18 protein-coding genes are annotated in these 16,352 nt (G+C 31.8%); 16 read left to right on the plus strand and 2 right to left on the minus strand.

Going from position 1 to position 16,352, the window contains the following annotated elements; translation table 11 throughout:
- Nucleotides 1-230: 230 nt before the first annotated feature.
- From JM79_RS10220 to JM79_RS10230, 3 genes are all read left to right on the plus strand, one after another.
- Entirely contained in the window at nt 231-1,469 is a 1,239-nt protein-coding gene (locus tag JM79_RS10220) for an MFS transporter (protein WP_141878053.1), read from the plus strand.
- Nucleotides 1,470-1,715: 246 nt separating this feature from the next.
- The gene (locus JM79_RS10225; RefSeq protein ID WP_141878054.1) at nt 1,716-2,195 is read left to right on the plus strand and encodes a hypothetical protein; all 480 of its coding nucleotides are present in this window, start codon (nt 1,716-1,718) and stop codon (nt 2,193-2,195) included.
- Between the two features lie 158 nt (nt 2,196-2,353).
- A complete protein-coding gene (locus JM79_RS10230; protein WP_141878055.1) occupies nt 2,354-3,226 on the plus strand; it encodes a hypothetical protein in 873 nt (290 codons plus the stop codon).
- Between the two features lie 194 nt (nt 3,227-3,420).
- Here JM79_RS10230 and JM79_RS10235 read toward each other — a convergent pair whose 3' ends face one another.
- Entirely contained in the window at nt 3,421-3,879 is a 459-nt protein-coding gene (locus JM79_RS10235) for a hypothetical protein (RefSeq protein ID WP_141878056.1), read from the minus strand.
- A gap of 301 nt (nt 3,880-4,180) precedes the next feature.
- Here JM79_RS10235 and JM79_RS10240 point away from each other — a divergent pair, with 301 nt between their 5' ends.
- Nucleotides 4,181-4,900 carry a hypothetical protein gene (locus JM79_RS10240; RefSeq protein ID WP_141878057.1) on the plus strand — a complete coding sequence of 240 codons (720 nt, stop codon included), beginning with the start codon at nt 4,181-4,183 and terminating at the stop codon, nt 4,898-4,900.
- Nucleotides 4,901-5,067: 167 nt separating this feature from the next.
- Here JM79_RS10240 and JM79_RS10245 read toward each other — a convergent pair whose 3' ends face one another.
- Entirely contained in the window at nt 5,068-6,054 is a 987-nt protein-coding gene (locus JM79_RS10245; protein WP_141878058.1) for an IS110 family transposase, read from the minus strand.
- 241 nt (nt 6,055-6,295) lie between these two features.
- Here JM79_RS10245 and JM79_RS10250 point away from each other — a divergent pair, with 241 nt between their 5' ends.
- The 12 genes from JM79_RS10250 (at nt 6,296) to JM79_RS10305 (ending at nt 16,206) form a co-directional block, all read left to right on the plus strand.
- On the plus strand, nt 6,296-7,060 hold the full coding sequence (locus JM79_RS10250) for an HNH endonuclease (protein ID WP_141878059.1): 765 nt from the start codon (nt 6,296-6,298) through the stop codon (nt 7,058-7,060).
- A 141-nt stretch (nt 7,061-7,201) separates the two neighbouring features.
- A complete protein-coding gene (locus tag JM79_RS10255) occupies nt 7,202-7,879 on the plus strand; it encodes a hypothetical protein (RefSeq protein WP_221625449.1) in 678 nt (225 codons plus the stop codon).
- Nucleotides 7,880-8,028: 149 nt separating this feature from the next.
- A complete protein-coding gene (locus JM79_RS10260; RefSeq protein ID WP_141878061.1) occupies nt 8,029-8,562 on the plus strand; it encodes a hypothetical protein in 534 nt (177 codons plus the stop codon).
- A gap of 219 nt (nt 8,563-8,781) precedes the next feature.
- The gene (locus JM79_RS10265) at nt 8,782-9,321 is read left to right on the plus strand and encodes a hypothetical protein (RefSeq protein ID WP_141878062.1); all 540 of its coding nucleotides are present in this window, start codon (nt 8,782-8,784) and stop codon (nt 9,319-9,321) included.
- 145 nt (nt 9,322-9,466) lie between these two features.
- Nucleotides 9,467-10,201 carry a TraB/GumN family protein gene (locus tag JM79_RS10270; protein ID WP_141878063.1) on the plus strand — a complete coding sequence of 245 codons (735 nt, stop codon included), beginning with the start codon at nt 9,467-9,469 and terminating at the stop codon, nt 10,199-10,201.
- 179 nt (nt 10,202-10,380) lie between these two features.
- A complete protein-coding gene (locus tag JM79_RS10275; protein ID WP_141878064.1) occupies nt 10,381-11,220 on the plus strand; it encodes a carboxypeptidase-like regulatory domain-containing protein in 840 nt (279 codons plus the stop codon).
- Nucleotides 11,221-11,385: 165 nt separating this feature from the next.
- Nucleotides 11,386-11,937: a hypothetical protein gene (locus JM79_RS10280; protein ID WP_141878065.1), complete on the plus strand. Its 552-nt coding sequence runs from the start codon at nt 11,386-11,388 to the stop codon at nt 11,935-11,937.
- The gene (locus tag JM79_RS10285) at nt 11,934-12,899 is read left to right on the plus strand and encodes an RES family NAD+ phosphorylase (protein ID WP_141878066.1); all 966 of its coding nucleotides are present in this window, start codon (nt 11,934-11,936) and stop codon (nt 12,897-12,899) included. Before JM79_RS10280 ends, JM79_RS10285 begins: the two co-directional genes overlap by 4 nt.
- 158 nt (nt 12,900-13,057) lie before the next feature.
- Nucleotides 13,058-13,852 (plus strand): hypothetical protein, encoded by a 795-nt coding sequence (locus JM79_RS10290; RefSeq protein WP_141878067.1) that lies wholly within the window; start codon nt 13,058-13,060, stop codon nt 13,850-13,852.
- Between the two features lie 151 nt (nt 13,853-14,003).
- Nucleotides 14,004-14,846 carry a hypothetical protein gene (locus JM79_RS10295; protein ID WP_141878068.1) on the plus strand — a complete coding sequence of 281 codons (843 nt, stop codon included), beginning with the start codon at nt 14,004-14,006 and terminating at the stop codon, nt 14,844-14,846.
- Nucleotides 14,847-15,009: 163 nt separating this feature from the next.
- Entirely contained in the window at nt 15,010-15,591 is a 582-nt protein-coding gene (locus tag JM79_RS10300; protein WP_141878069.1) for a hypothetical protein, read from the plus strand.
- Nucleotides 15,592-15,777: 186 nt separating this feature from the next.
- On the plus strand, nt 15,778-16,206 hold the full coding sequence (locus tag JM79_RS10305; protein WP_141878070.1) for a DUF3997 domain-containing protein: 429 nt from the start codon (nt 15,778-15,780) through the stop codon (nt 16,204-16,206).
- Nucleotides 16,207-16,352 lie beyond the last annotated feature (146 nt).

The raw sequence follows: 16,352 nt of genomic DNA on the forward strand, positions 1-16,352 counted from the left end.
CAGGGGAACCTATGAAGCATCGTTTATTCCGATAAATTCGTCAGTGGAGATACAAGCTATTTTTGAAGTGGAGTAAAATCTTATTTAAAAACTAATTCCCTACCTATTTATTCATAAGTCATTTTCAAGTTTATGTTCAGGTCATGAACTCACCTGTTAGTACGCTGGTGTTAACAAACACAAGAGCTTACGCCAACAACGAATACCAAAATCTATAAAAAATTATTGCTATGAGGTTATCATTTCAATATTCTCGAAAAATTAAAAAGGACAAAAGCAGCAAAAGTATTCCCTGGAGCATTAATTCTAAAGGTTTACTATTATTATTGGGGGTGATTTTTATGGCATCTAATTTAAGGGCTCCACTCACTTCTGTTGGTCCGGTTGTAGATGAAATAAGCAAAGCTTTATCGCTTTCCAATACGGCGGCGGGATTAATCACGACCATACCGTTAATCGCATTTTCCTTATTATCAGGGATCATCCCTAAGTTTTCAAAGAAATATGGAATGGAACTCGTTTTATTATGGTCTTTAATATTATTGAGCATCGGGCTTACTTTTCGTTCCCTGGGTAGTATCGTCACCCTATTTTTGGGAGCCGGTTTGGTAGGAGCGGCTATTACTGTGGGTAATGTATTAATGCCTGCTTTTATAAAAAATAAATTTCCCAATCACATAGGTGCTATGATGGGGGTTTATTCGGTTATGATGAACTTGACTGCTGCCCTGGCTGCAGGCTTTAGTATTACCTTGGGTAACATTTCTGGTTTAGGCTGGAAAGGCTCCATTGGAATATGGCTTGTACTATCACTTATATGTATTCCTATATGGTTACCTCAGGTGAAAGAAAATCGAAAGGCTACAAAACTCAAGGTGTCAACAGAAAGATCTGTCACAAATCTATATAAATCTAGGCTGGCCTGGGCAATTACTGTTTTTATGGGCGTACAATCCCTGATGTATTATTGCCTTGCGGCCTGGCTTCCTAAAATTATGCAAACCTGGGGTATGGCGGAAGGAGATTCTGGATGGATATTATCTTATGTTCATTTTGCACAACTTCCAATGGCACTTTTTGGCGCTATTATAGCCGGAAAAATGAAGAACCAAAAACTACTTGCTGTGATAATAGGAGTTTTGTATGCGACAGGAATAGTAGGAATTCTTTTTTTTAAAACAGAGTATATTGTTTTATGGAGTATATTGATTGGTCTGGCAAGTGGTTTGGCTTATAGCTTATCGATGTTATATTTAGTTCTTCGTACCAAAAATACAACACAGGCAACTGAAATGTCCGGTATGGCACAAGGATTTGGATATCTTATAGCAGCTTGCGGTCCACCGCTGTTTGGTGCTTCTTTTGATATCACCCAATCTTGGATATTTTCGCTTGTTCTGCTATTAGTAATGTGTTTTATACTATGTTTCACGGGAATTATAGCCGGAAAAGCTACTCAGATTGAATAAGATTTAATTACTAAAGTAATTGAATATAAAAGAAATATTTATAAAAAAAGCAGGATTAATCACCTGCTCAGAGTCAAATTTCTTTTTATCTTAATTTCCTGTTATTTCAAATAATTTTTCTAAACGCTGCTTAATTTGCTCTTAAGTAAGAAAATTTTAAGCCGACAAATCCGCGTTCCTTACTCCGCCAACTGGCGATAACCGAGACCGTTGGCAACAAGCTTGACATAAATTGAACAAAGAATAATGGCATTTTGGAAAAATCTAAATTTTACTTTAAAAAGGAAACCAAACAATCCGACTGAATTTGTCCAAAGATTTATTCATGATTGTAAAAAGAGCCGTGTTCAATTAGAAATAATTAGAGAAGACCAGGTTCTACTTCAAGTGGATTCACTCCGATATACTCCCTCATGGTTTAAAATTTTCAAAATAGATCAAGAAGAATTTAAAAATGGATATGCAATATTCTTTATTATAGATCAGGAAGAATTAGAAAAAAACCGAAAATATATCGAATTAAAAAAGTCAGATTTAGAACTTCTGGAACATGATGAAATGTTTGAAAACACTCCAATAAAAACATTTGTGAAATTTATTAAGCAGACAAACGATCCGATTAAACTAGGCTTGGAAATGAAGAATATAATCAATGTTATTTTTAAAACAAATGAAAAAGATCCACAAGCACTTTTTAATTTAAGATATTTAGATGTTAGGGGTTAAACGCCAGTTGCCAACATCGGTTCATCGCAAATAACGGGTATTGCCGAAAAAGTGTAATTTTAGAAACCAGGAAAGAAAACAACTAAGCCGACAAGTCCGCGTCCCTAATCCCGCAACTTGCGATAACCGTAACCGTTAGAGGCAATAATTTTACACAGATGAGAATTACATATTTTTTTATTGCGTTCCTTATAATTAGTTGTTCAACTCAAAAAAAAGGATTTGTAGAATATGATGATTTACTATATAAAGGACTGATTGAATATAAAGATCAAGAATATAAAAGTGCTTTAGATCATTTAGAACAAGCCATAGATATTTTACCTAAAGAAGATGAAAAATCATATTTCTATGCTGCCGCAGCTGCTTTTCATTTAAACCAAGATAAAAAAGCCAAAAATATACTCAGGTCAGCTTTAGAAAATACATATGTAAACCAAGATTATTTCAACAATTTTAAAGAATTTGTTCCTTTTAAAAACAAAACGATATTTAATGAATTAGATGAGAATTTTTCCAAACACACTCAAACATTTTATGCCAATTTAGAACACCCAGAAATTTTTAAAGAACTTGATAGTTTACTAGATGCTGATCAAAAAGTTCGCACGGATGGTAGTTCTACAGAAAAAATGGTTAAAACTGATTCAACTAACATTGTTCGTCTAATAGAAATCACTAAAAAATATGGGTGGCAAGATAAAGGACAATTATTGCTATGGCACCAAAGAGGAACCTATAAGGAACAAAATTGGGTTTGGAATTATTTCAAGCCTTTCATAAATAAGGAAATTGAAAAAGGAAAAATCAGAAAAAGCTTCTGGGTTCAATATGAAGAGTTTGAAAATGTTATCAATGAGAAATATCAGCTTTATGGAATGTACCCTCATAACTATGATATGTTTCCTTTGAAAGATCCGAAAAACGTTGACAAAAGAAGAGATTCTTTAGGTTTACAACCATTATGGGTAATGAACAAGATTTATGATTGGCCTTTACCTGATAATTACGACAAAAATTACAGCCTCTAACATCGGTTCATCGCCAATAAGCGGCACCGTTAGTAAGAAAATAATTAACTTGACAAACATACTAATACTAAGCCGACAAATCCGCGTCCCTTACTCCGCCAACTGGCGATAACCGAGACCGTTGTAGCCAATTTTATATTTGGATTCAGGATTGTAACTTGAAAAACTCAAGAAGAATAAAGCTTCAAATGTTGCTAATTGAATAGCAAACCAAATACTCCACCGACTAAAGCTTCGGACATATTGGAAGCTCCATGTGGATTAAAAGAGTCACGTATTCTATAACTAACGTCATCGTCTAATAACATGCTTCTATGTTCCAAAACCATTTCACTTTCCCCGATAGAATCATCTTCCAAAAATAGTGTAGTGAGAAAGTTCGTTTCTGGTTTATATATATTAGTAGAACCACTATAATTATATACATCACTAGTCGCGGAATATGTGTCGTATAAATTTTTTGTACTATTATATAATACTAAAGTATACTTGCTCTTATAAAGATCTTGATTATTTGCGAAATAAGTTGGACTTGAAGTAGAAATGTCAGAACTTAAATTACTGGTATTTAAAGCTGAGTCTTTAATTTGAGCATGAATAGATATACTAAACATAAGAAATGAAATAAATAATATTGGTTTTAGACTCTTCATATTTGAGGAATAAATCGGTTCATACCCGTCTTAAAAACGGAGTTTACTAGAAAACTTTCTAAAGTAACTATTACTATAACTGTTATGGTCTAAAAATAGTACATTTCAATTTAATTAATGATCAGGTAAATTCATATTAGTAGTTGATAAAACTGGCAACAACAACGGTTAATCGCCAATAAGCGGCACCATTAGAAGGAAAATATTTATCTTGACCAACAAACCAATACTAAGCCGACAAATCCGCGTCCCCTACTCCGCCAACTGGCGATAACCGAGACCGTTGTATGCAATTTTACAAATGAAAGATCAAAGCAAATTATTCTTATTAACTGAGGAAGGTTTCCAGTGGTACCCAAATAGTATTCAGTTTTTAGATAAACATTTTATGGTCCTTATCAAGAAAAATGATAATGTCAAAAATGATGAGTTATATCCAAGAATTAAGAATTTATCGTACTCCCTTCAATATATTCAGTTTATAAAAAAGGTTATTTCAGATATTAATCTGACCTCCGTTTTATGGACACAAAATGTAAAAGCTTTGGTCATTCAAGGAGCTTCTGTAATTGAATCAATATTTGATTATTTAGTTAAGTGTAATGGTCTAGCCAACAAAACTGAATGGTCTAAGGTCAGAGCATTAAATACATCTGAATATCAAATAGAAAATAAGAAGTTTAAAAACGAGGTTATTATTCACGAAAAACTTGATTCAGAAAAAGATATGCAAATGTCATTTGACCAAATGGCAAAAAAGGTAGAGAAGAAAAAACTACTAGGAGAAAATTATCAACACTACAGTAGTATAAATGCTCTTAGAAAATTAAGAAATAAAATACATATTCATGATTCAGAGCATTATTTAGATACTGACTGGAACAATTTCAATGATTCACAATATCAATTAGTTTGCAAAATTTTACACTCAATTTTGACATCAGAATTATTTGAAGACAGTGATTATACAGACAAATTTGATTTTTTGATTAGTTCTTTCAAAAAGAATATAGAAATGTAAAACTGCACACAACAACGGTTAATCGCCAATAAGCGGCAGCGTTAAGAAAGAAAATAATTATCTTGACCAACGAAACAATACTAAGCCGACAAATCCGCGTCCCTTACTCCGCCAACTGGCGATAACCGTATTCCAAGGTTAAATCCAAGCCTTTTGTGCTAATTTTTTCAGGCTGCAAATCTTTGTAATTCCACATAAGGCGTTCCTCTCTTCACCACTGCAAACACTCTGGATAACAGTTTATTGCGGACATTGTTTAGCGCAATCATCTTTAACTTACCTTCCTCCCGCTTTTTCTTATAATATTGCCGTAATTCACTGTCATATTGAATGGCTGTACAGGCCGCCATGCTAAGCAGGCTCTTCATTTGCCGATCTCCCATCGGGTGGCATTTTCGCTTTTTGTGAATACTGCTTCCCGAACTATGACCAAAGGGAGCCGTCCCACAATAACTGGAGAATTGGCGCCAGCTATTAAAGCGTTCAAAATTATTGGTGTGATAAAGCAACTGGGCGCCTACAACTAAACCAACACCTTTTAAAGAAGTGATCAACTTATAATTTTGCGATAATGCCTCAGAAGTCTTTATCAGTGATTTTAGTTGCTTCTCTATTTTATTTATTTGAGAAGTCAGGTGAGTAATAGAGCTTACAAGCGTTTTACAACAGGTATCTGTAGAACTGCTGCTGAGCAACTTTTTCAGCTCTGAAAGGGTATTCTTCAATCCCGTACGACTACGAACCAGCTGATCACGCAAAGCCAGCAACCTGCCTACTTCTAATAGTTCATTATCTTTCAGCTCACTCGGTGAAAGTTCCTCACGGTGAAGCCAGCCATACCTGGCGATCATCATGGCATCTACCACGTCATTCTTCTCTCTGATCACTCCGGAAGAACGTTTGATTACTACAGGATTTTCCTGTACATATACCTGCTTCTTTGAAGATAAATACAACGCTAACTTCAAGGAATAATGACCGGTATTCTCAAAACAGAAAAACACTTTTTGTTCCTTACCGTTAGCCCATTGCAACAAGGCTTTATAACCCTTCACATCATTACTGAACTCCCGATGGGAACTACGATTGTAAGCATAGGCATCTAACTTGTTTTTTGAAACATCAATTCCGATTACTTCTTGGTAATTTTTCATATTTTTAAAAAATTATTATTTGAAGGGCGCATTAACTAACTCCTTTAACGGGTCCATAATAAGACCTGGTATTCCAAATGGTTCTTGCTGCCCGTATGAAGAATGGAGGACTCTTACGGCTATTGGATCTGTAATCTCGAGACCGTTTTAGTTCTCCTCCTTCTTCATCTCAAAGGTATATTTATTAATAAGCGAAGTAAAGGAGACCGTTGGTTGCAATTTTTAAACAGATAAATATTTAATGACTAATTGTATTATTTGTGATTCTAAAAATGATTCAAATTCGATTGAACATATTATCCCAGAAAGTCTAGGAAATCAACATTATACTCTAGAAAGAGGAGAACTTTGTGATAAGTGCAATAATTTATTCTCCAAATTTGAGAATAAAGCATTGTCAAATTCGGTATTTGCTATGGAAAGAGCTCGACTGGGAATAAAAACTAAGAAAGGCAAAACTGCTAAGGGAAAAGTTGACAAATTAGAAATAGAAGGAAATAAAGATTTCAAGAAAGACCATGTTGACATTAAAGGATTAGATAAAGAAAACTTTAAAAATTATAATCCTAAAACCAGAATTGGTCAAGTTTACGTTAAAGCATTTGACCAAAGTGAAAATGCTGTATCAAAATTTCTATTGATGGTAGCAATTGAATCAATATACAAATCTCAAAAGAAACTTTTTTATAGATATGATTTCAAGGAGTTAAAAGAATATCTTACTAATCAAAATACAAAGGATTGGGTATTTATAACCGCCGATAAATCTTTAGAAGGTTCAAAAAGTATTCCCACATTTTTAGATAAATACAGATTAAAAAAGATAAAGTGTAAACTGAGATTTAAAGAGGTTTCAGATGATATTTTATTATTCAATTATGATTTAGGAGGGATATCCATGATTATTAATCTGTTAAATAGAAATTTGAAATGGCTAGAAAGATTTGACGAAAAGACAATTTACCCAGAGCATTTTAGAAAAAAAACAGCAACCAACATCGGTTAATCGCAAATAACGGGTATTGTCAAAAAAGTGTAATTTTAGAAACCAAGAAAGAAAATAGTTAAGCCGACAAGTCCGCGTCATTAATCCCGCAACTTGCGATAACCGTAACCGTTGGCAATAATACTTAAACAGCGAATTGAATTGCAAAATAGATTTTACCAATTATCTCAAAAGGAAAAAAGGAAGTTCTATCTAAATCTGACTACTATTATTTTAGTGATTCTCATTCCCGTTTTTGCACTCTCTTTTTATTTCAAAATCTATTTTCTAGCACCATTAATTTTCTGGATCCTACTTTCAATTACAGCTCCATTTTTCGATATACCATCAATGATTAAAAATGGAAAATTGAAATACGAATCATCGCTTTTAATTTCAGAAAAAGAAAAAAACAACCAAATAAAAATACACGGAGGATCGCTATTTGACTATTACTTTGTTTTAAACGATCAAGATAAGGGAAGTAAAAGAAGAAATATAATTCTCTTAGAATATTTAAATGGTATCCTCGAAATAATTGAATCAAACATAGAAAAACCAAACTTAAAAATTACAGGAACTACATATATTTTGAACGAAAGAACGGCGAATAAAATCGGTTTCAAAGTTCAAAAAATGGATACAATTCAATTAATTATCCTGCTTCTAAATTATCCAAACCTGATTTTCACAAAATCTTTCTCTCATAAAAAATTATCCTTTCCAGACTTGAAGAAAATTAAAACATATGAATCTAGTATTAAAGAATTGGATGAGAATAAACAGAAAATTACTAAAATTAGAAATACAATAAAAAGTACTATTGCCAACATCGGTTAATCGCAAATAACGGGTATTGTAGAAAAAGTGTAATTTTAGAAACCAATAAAGAAAATGGTTAAGCCGACAAGTCCGCGTCCCTACTCCCGCAACTTGCGATAACCGTAACCGTTGCCTGCAATTCACCAATAGTATTACAACGAAGAAAAATGAAATGTTATATAATAGTGGAGAATATCCAAACTGACGTCATTGAAAAAGTGTTGATGAATTTAGCAAATCTGTATGCTAGTACAGAGTTTGTCAGAGGAATTGAGCTATTCAGAAAAAAAGGTTCTACTGATTCATTCTTAATCTTATTCACCAATACTCCTGACATTGAAAGATTCAATTACTTCGTAAATTATATTGAATATCCAATAGGGCTTGAAAATCACTCACCATTTACTCGGGGTTTTTATAGAACTGATCAGATTGATGAAGATTACGACTTTAAAATTGGCGATTGGATAATGGTTTTCATTTCTAAGACTGATAAAGAGTATGACAATGTTCATATTACGAATAGCTCTAATCGAAACTACGTCTTTGATTTTGGAGGCTCAGTAAAAGCCCTTGATTCAATTGAGGAAAAATTTGAATTGATCGCTACAGATATTGAAAATTATAATCATATAATTGATATACATCCAAGTGAGGACTTTGAACAGAAAAATCACAAAGCCTGGTGGAAGTTTTGGTAAAAAGTAAAGGCTAGTTAACTATTAAGTTTTTTAATAATATTTAGTATCCTAAAGAACTGCAGGCAACATCGGTTAATCGCAAATAACGGGTATTGTCGAAAAAGTGTAATTTTAGAAACCAAGAAAAAAAAGAGTTAATCCGACAAGTCCGCGTCCCTACTCCCGCAACTTGCGATAACCGTAACCGTTGGCAACAAGCTTCAGAAAAATTTTGAATAAATGAATTTTAATAAAAAAGATCAAGTAGTAATTTTTGAAAACGCAATAAGTTGGATAGTTGTACTAGGAATGTTTATTTATGGATTTGGTAAAATACTTCAATTTGATGGAGCTGCTGAAATTGATAAAACTGTTGCTGAATTAAAAGGAATGGAACTAATGTGGGCCTTTTATGGATATTCAAAAGCATTCGCTTTAACTCTAGGAGTTTTTGAAATAGTTGGAGGAATACTTATCTTATTTAGACGAACTAGACTTATTGGATGTCTATTTACTTCTACAATCCTTATCAATGTTATAATTCAAGATATAATATTTGAAATACCTATCGGAGCTTTAAGAGCGGCAATTTTGTATCAATTAATTATCTTGATTATCTTATGGCTAAATAGAGAAAGAATTAAAAAAGTTCTAAAGGTTTTATTAGAAAAGAAAAAAATAAAACAAACTAAAACAAAACTATTTTTAAAATTTCTTATTGCATTTGGAATCTTTGTTGGGTTAAGAATATTTGAATATTATCTGACTATAAAGTGGTAAAGCCAGTTGCCAACAACGGTTCATCGCCAATAGACGGCAGCGTTAGAAGGAAAATAATTAACTTGACCAACAAAACAATACTAAGCCGACAAATCCGCGTCCCCTACTCCGCCAACTGGCGATAACCGAGAACGTTAGGCATCATATGAAAAAAATCCTGCTTCCAATAATAATCTTACTTCTATTTCTTTCTTGTAGCCAAAACTCAAAGACAGATTTTGAATATGGAAATTTATGGAGAATCGAATCCAAAAGTGGAATTGTATCATTCATATTTGGAACTGCTCACTTGTATTCAAGTAGTGATATCCAAATTTCAGAAAATGTTATTTCAAAACTAAAAAAATGTAACGTGCTTGCTTTGGAAACTGATATAATGAACGATTCAGATCGAAAAAGGTTTAATGAGATTACAACGCCGAATTCTTTATTAAATTGGTATAGAGTTATTAATGAAAATTACGGAGATGAACTTGCATTTATGGAACACGAACTGACTGAAATATCCAAAGAATCAAATATGCATTTGACAGGTTTGGAATCCAACAAAGAGATTTATTTGATAATGAAAGAAAATTCAGGAGTCAAAATCCATGAAAAAAACTTAACCGATGAACAAATTCTAGATAATTATCAAAAAATGTCAAAACTTTACGAAGCAGAATCAATTCAGAAATTATATGAAGAGATGAAAATTCAATCAGGAGATAAAACCACAAAATTATTGGTGGATGATAGAAATGAAAATTGGATAGATAATATAGCAACACTTATTGAAAAAGACAGAACATTTATCGCCGTTGGAGCTGGACATTTAGCAGGAAAAAAAGGAGTTTTACATTTACTTCAGAAAGAAGGTTATAAATTAAAACGAATTTAAGTGAGACATACGATGCCTAACATCGGTTCATCGCAAATAACGGGTTTAGTCGAAAAAGTGTAATTTTAGAAACCAGGAAAGAAAATATTTAATCCGACAAGTCCGCGTCCCTACTCCCGCAACTTGCGATAACCGTAACCGTTGGCAATAATTTACTAGAAAACGCAGTTATCAAATAGATGAAGAAAAATCTACTTATCAAATCCGTATATTATTTCGTATTTCTAATTTCGTACGTAACTTTTTCTCAGGAAAGAGTTATAGAAGGAATCGTTACAAACTCAAAGAATGAAAATTTAGATTTTGTAAATATTGGAATCAAAAATAAAAATATTGGCACTATTACAGATGAAGAAGGAAACTTTCAATTAGTTATAAATGATAAAAATAAAGAAGATACTTTATCTTTCTCTTATGTCGGTTTTGGAGAATTAAACTTGAGAATATCAGATGTAATAAATAATGATATTAAGAATTTCAAGTTGAAAGAAAAATCTACCGAACTAGATGAAATTGTTATTCATACAAAAAAGAAAAAGGAGAAAGAATTGGGCACAACTTCTTACGTATCAATGGTCGCAGGTTATGTTCGTGCTGACAATGACAAAAACAAGAACATCCAGGAATTTGCAAAGGAACTTAAAATTAAAAAGCCTTCTAAAATCCTAGATTTGAATATTAACTTATTTAATGTGAATGTAGATACTACAAGTTTTAGAGTGAATTTTTACAGTATTAAAGATGACCTTCCTTTCGAAAAGATTTCTTCTAAGAATATAATTATAGAACAAAATATAGAAAACGGATGGAATTCATTTGACTTAGAAAAATTTAATTTAAAATTTGAGAACCCTGTATTTATCACATTAGAATATCTTCCTAAAACTAAAGACGAGGAAGAACCTTTTCGTTATAGCGGACAATTATTAGGTAAAAGTATAACTAGATCTTCTAGTTTCGGAACTTGGGATATCAAGAAAGGAATTTCAATGTCAATGTACGTGACAGTAGAACAATAAACTATTGCCAACATCGGTTCATCGCAAATAACGGGTTTTCTCGAGAAAATGTAATTTTAGAAACCAGGAAAGAAAATAACTAAGCCGACAAGTCCGCGTCCCTACTCCCGCAACTTGCGATAACCGTAACCGTTATATGCAACCGCCACAAAAATTATTTTATAAATGAGAAAGACATTTGAAAAAATTCAATACTTAAAACCACTTTCCAAAAAAGATGTAAAGGGTCAATTAAATCCGGAAAACAAAAATGTTTTCAGTGCATTAGTAGATTTAAGAAATAAAAACATTTTTCCTACTCTTTATTTAGATTTTCTTGAAAAGACAGATCCTCAAAATAGTAAAGAATTAGCTCAAAAATTTCTAGACATTGCAATTTTTGCTAACTCAAATATGTCCACTGAAAATATACACGAGTGGTTTTTAAATGGCCAAATTCCTAGAACATATTTTTATGGTATTCAGTCAATGTCCTCACTTAGACAAGATATTGAAAGACTTAATACATTAGAAAAAAATCAAGATAATGTGGTTCAAAGAATTAACAAGATAGAAGAAAAACAATCAGATAAAGGCAGTAAAAGTCTATCTGATCGAATGCAAAAGGCAAGGGATTCATATAATGAACTGGACGAACTTATTTTAAACGCCCAGGAAAATGTTGTGAATACCATTTACCAAATAGAATCAAAACTAGCCACAGGAAGAAAAATATGAAAATTTACAGAGCAATTGAATTTAGCCAACTAATTTGGCTTACTTCAGATTACGCAAAACTTGTTTGGGAATCACTAAGTTTCGATGAGGCTAAAAAATTACAAAACTGGTGGTTTTATGATGAACATCTTGAAAATAAAAGATTAATAATCAAAGATATATGTGATAATTCAAGTACAGATTTCTTCACGAAAAGCTTAGATTATAACGCGATGCAAGGAGGAAGATTTAATCCTTCAAAAAGTTTTGGTGTTATATATTCATCTAATCATCCTCTTGTATCTGCGCTTGAAGTTCTATATCATCAATTCGACGGTGCGTTACCTCTTTATTCAAGAATGAAGAAAAATAACAGAAAGTTTACTTCTACCTTCAATGTCAAGATTCCACGAAAATTAGAATCGCTCATAATTGCCTTTGAAATTGAAATTGATGAAGATTTATGCACAAAAGAAATTTGTAATGATGAGGAGGGTTTAAAAGATTTATGTCAAACTATTGGCTTTAATAGATATATAGGTGACAATTTTGGACGTGACTTCATTTTTGGTAATGACTATGAAATTTCTAGATTACTAGGAACTTATTTACATACAGAAGAAGATGGTTCGTTTAAAGTCCCTTCAGCAAGAATTGATTACGAATTCCAAGATGAAAAGAAGATCAGAAATTTTATTATTCCTGAAAAAAACTACGATAACTCTAAAATTAAATTAACAGGGAACTTTTTTGAATTTGAATGTAATATAGACCTTGAAAGTTCTAACCACAGCGAACATCCAGTTTCAATTAAACTTGAAGGAAAAAATGGAAAAGAAAACTTATCATTTTCCCTTGATCCAAAACCAAGCAAACGATATACTAAAAATCAATTCATAAAATATCTACCCACTACAGGAAATAACGATGACAGAAAAAATCATTATCGAGAGGTAGAAATTCAAAAGTTTAAAGAAAACTAGGCGGCAGCATATAACAACGGTTCACCGCAAATAACGGGTGGTTCGCTGTAAATTGTTATTTTAGAGACCAATTATTAAAAGAACTAATCCGACAAATCCGCGTCCTTACTCCCCTAACTTGCGGTAACCGGGACCGTTGGCAAAAATTATCAAGAGGAGTGAAAAAAGAAGATAAATTATTGAGGTTATCATTTCTAATATCTTTATTGATATTGTTAATAAATGATTTCTATTTAAAGTATGAATTCCATAATGAGTTCACTGGAAAATTATCTGACTTTGCCGGACTATTTGCCTTTCCTTATTTTATTGCAACTGTTTTTGAAAAGCGAATTAGAGCGATATATATTCTAACTGCTTTCTTATTTATTTGGTGGAAAACACCTTATTCCCAGCAAGTAATCGATATTTTAAATGATCATGGAATGTTAGTAAATAGAGTAATTGATTACTCTGATTTAATTGCATTATTTATTATCCCCGTTTCATATAGATTTTGGAAATCAAAAAGTAATTTTAAACTATCTTCTAAAAGAATATTTAGACCTATTGTTATAACAATTTGTTGCTTTTCATTTTTAGCAACTACAATTCAGCAAAAATCAGAAGAATACAACCTGAAATCTGATTATAAATTGAATACTCAAATTAAGTATGAGGACGCTGTAAAAAAATTAAGAATAATCCGAAACGATAGTATAGAGGCTCTATATTATTGGATACAGTTCCCTGAAAGAGACGGAAATATTATGACACGAATAGATCTGATGAAAAATGATGAAGGTAATTTAAATATTAAATTAGACAGTATTTTAGATTTTTCGATTCCTAATACAGGAGGTTTCTTTGGAATGAAATACGATAAAGAAAATGCAAAGTATTTCAGGAAACTTTCACAAAACGAAATAGAAGACTTCTTCCATCGCCAAATTAAGGAAGAATTAGAAAGATAACATTTGCCAACATAGGTTCATCGCAAATAACGGGTTTAGTCGAAAAAGTGTAATTTTAGAAACCAAGAAAAAAACGGTAAGCCGACAAGTCCGCGTCCCTATTCCCGCAACTTGCGATAACCGTAACCGTTAGCCACCATATTAAACAGACATGTGGAACTATAAGAAATCAAGACTTGAAACTGAAAGAATAGAACTGATACAGTTCTTTAAAAAGAAGTTGAAATTTTTAATTGATGATTTTGACTTTTCGCAAAGTTTGGAGAAGGAATTTGATAAATATCCGGGTGGCGCAAAATATTACTATTTAAAATACACCAATTATCAGAGGCAAAGACAAATAGAAATTATAATTCATAGAAATAGCGATTACAGACTTTGGACAATTAAAAAGCTAAATGGTTCTATGATACCTGATTTTTATGACAATGAAAATATAGTTAGTATTACAGACTTAGACTTAATGGCTGACCCAAAAACCTTTAATCATATTAAACATGCTGTGTTCACAGAAGAGAAAAAGCGAAAGTATGTTTTGGAAATGATTGAATTACTTAAAATACATTGGTTAAAACTTATTGAGGGATCTTATTGGATTGATAGAGCAACAATTGATAAAATATCATTAAATAAATGGCAAGTAAAATCTGGCTTTAGGAGAGATAAACTTCTCGAAAAGATTAAAACAGAATTTAAATTTCTTGAAAACTATGGTTATAAAATAATATATGATACCAACTTATTACCTCCACATAAACAATCTCCTACATGTGAAGTTATTTATTCCAACTTTAATAAGAATGATAATTATGCAATTTTGAATGATTATAAAGATTATGGATTTCAAATTGATCATTTCATCGATAATAGACTAAAAGGTGAAATGATAAATCATGTTTTAACTGAGAATCAAGACAAAGATTGGAAATTTGTAACTAAAATGGCAAATTGGTTAGAAAGTAATTTAGAAAATACGGTGGCTAACAACGGTTAATCGCCAATAGACGGTAGCGTTAGAAAGAAAATAATTAACTTGATCAACAAACCAATACTAAGCCGACAAATCCGCGTCTCTTACTCCGCCAACTGGCGATAACCGGGACCGTTGTAAAAAATGGTGCGTTGAAGATTTTAAATGAACCTCAGGAATATTAAACATGAAAAAGATAGTTGTATATATTAGTCTAATTTTTTTATGCTATAAAAGTTTAGCACAAAATCATATTAAGATTATTCAAAATGTTTTAAATGAAGAATTTGAAATTATCAGTAATGACGGAGTTATTTTTAAAACTGCTGGAAATGACAATTTAATTCAATTTATAAATAATAAAAATAAGATTTTAAATAGTGGAGACTATGAGTTTGACGATCTATCAACTCGTATAAATTTTAAAAATTTTGAAGCTATTTTTAATGATAGTCAGGTAGAAAATTTTAAGCTTCAATTAACCAATAATTATGTTCTAAAATATTTAGAATTACCAAACCATATTAAACGTGAGAATTTTAAAAATGAACTAAATAAAGAGAACTCAAAAAATGGAATACCACCAGAAACAGGCATATATTATTTTACGATAAGTAATTTAGTTGTTAGCAAGAACTCTCAGTATATTCTATTTGAATACTCAAAGGGAATTCCTGGAAACATGATTGGAGGAATAAAAATTTACAAAAAGGAATTACATAAAAATGATTATGATTTGCTAGCTGAGGCTAATGGTTGGATGGAGTAAAAATTTAAAAAATATCCTCGTTCGCACCACATTTTACAACATCGGTTAATTGCCAATAACGGGCAGTTTGGTGAAAATGGTTATTTTAGACACCAATTATTAAAATCACTAATCCGACAAATCCAAGTCCTTAATCCCGCAACTTGCAATAACCGTAACCGTTGTAGTGCATTTTCACAAAAAGTAATGATTTTAAAATTTGTCAAATTCAACTTACTCTTAATTATTCTTGTTGCAATTTTTTCATGTGGAGGATTTGGCTTCACATATGAGAAACAAATTGATAATAATATTTATTTAATTGCTACAGACGTGATGAACCAGATGAGTTTAAGTTATAAAGTCTCTGGGAATAGTTACGTTGGAATGATTGATGAAACTGTATTTGAAATTCAATACAATGAACGTTTCATAATAGCAAAGCAACATCCTAAAAATAGAAACGATCAAATATTAAAAGATCTGACCTATTATTATATAATTGATTTGAATAAAGAAATAAAAGCTTCTAAAAAACCAAGTCAATTAACTAAGCAAGAATTTTTTGAGCAAATGAATAAAAATAATATTTCAGAACCTTTGGTTAATGTGATAAATTTTAGAGAGTTACAATAAAAACGCACAACAACAACGGTTAATCGCCAATAAACGGCAGCGTTAGAAAGAAAACAATTAACTTGACCAACAAACCAATACTAAGCCGACAGATCCGAGTTCCTTACTCCGCCAACTGGCGATAACCGTATTCCAAGGTTAAATCC

Source organism: Gramella sp. Hel_I_59, from assembly GCF_006714895.1.
Lineage (GTDB): Bacteria > Bacteroidota > Bacteroidia > Flavobacteriales > Flavobacteriaceae > Christiangramia.

Coding starts and splice junctions, on each gene's coding strand:
- JM79_RS10220 (WP_141878053.1), top strand. CDS start 231: ATGAGGTTATCATTTCAATATTCTCGAAAAATTAAAAAGGACAAAAGC.
- JM79_RS10245 (WP_141878058.1), bottom strand. CDS start 6,054: ATGAAAAATTACCAAGAAGTAATCGGAATTGATGTTTCAAAAAACAAG.
- JM79_RS10305 (WP_141878070.1), top strand. CDS start 15,778: ATGATTTTAAAATTTGTCAAATTCAACTTACTCTTAATTATTCTTGTT.
- JM79_RS10265 (WP_141878062.1), top strand. CDS start 8,782: ATGAATTTTAATAAAAAAGATCAAGTAGTAATTTTTGAAAACGCAATA.
- JM79_RS10240 (WP_141878057.1), top strand. CDS start 4,181: ATGAAAGATCAAAGCAAATTATTCTTATTAACTGAGGAAGGTTTCCAG.
- JM79_RS10235 (WP_141878056.1), bottom strand. CDS start 3,879: ATGAAGAGTCTAAAACCAATATTATTTATTTCATTTCTTATGTTTAGT.
- JM79_RS10285 (WP_141878066.1), top strand. CDS start 11,934: ATGAAAATTTACAGAGCAATTGAATTTAGCCAACTAATTTGGCTTACT.
- JM79_RS10300 (WP_141878069.1), top strand. CDS start 15,010: ATGAAAAAGATAGTTGTATATATTAGTCTAATTTTTTTATGCTATAAA.
- JM79_RS10275 (WP_141878064.1), top strand. CDS start 10,381: ATGAAGAAAAATCTACTTATCAAATCCGTATATTATTTCGTATTTCTA.
- JM79_RS10260 (WP_141878061.1), top strand. CDS start 8,029: ATGAAATGTTATATAATAGTGGAGAATATCCAAACTGACGTCATTGAA.
- JM79_RS10270 (WP_141878063.1), top strand. CDS start 9,467: ATGAAAAAAATCCTGCTTCCAATAATAATCTTACTTCTATTTCTTTCT.
- JM79_RS10295 (WP_141878068.1), top strand. CDS start 14,004: ATGTGGAACTATAAGAAATCAAGACTTGAAACTGAAAGAATAGAACTG.
- JM79_RS10230 (WP_141878055.1), top strand. CDS start 2,354: ATGAGAATTACATATTTTTTTATTGCGTTCCTTATAATTAGTTGTTCA.
- JM79_RS10280 (WP_141878065.1), top strand. CDS start 11,386: ATGAGAAAGACATTTGAAAAAATTCAATACTTAAAACCACTTTCCAAA.
- JM79_RS10250 (WP_141878059.1), top strand. CDS start 6,296: ATGACTAATTGTATTATTTGTGATTCTAAAAATGATTCAAATTCGATT.
- JM79_RS10225 (WP_141878054.1), top strand. CDS start 1,716: ATGGCATTTTGGAAAAATCTAAATTTTACTTTAAAAAGGAAACCAAAC.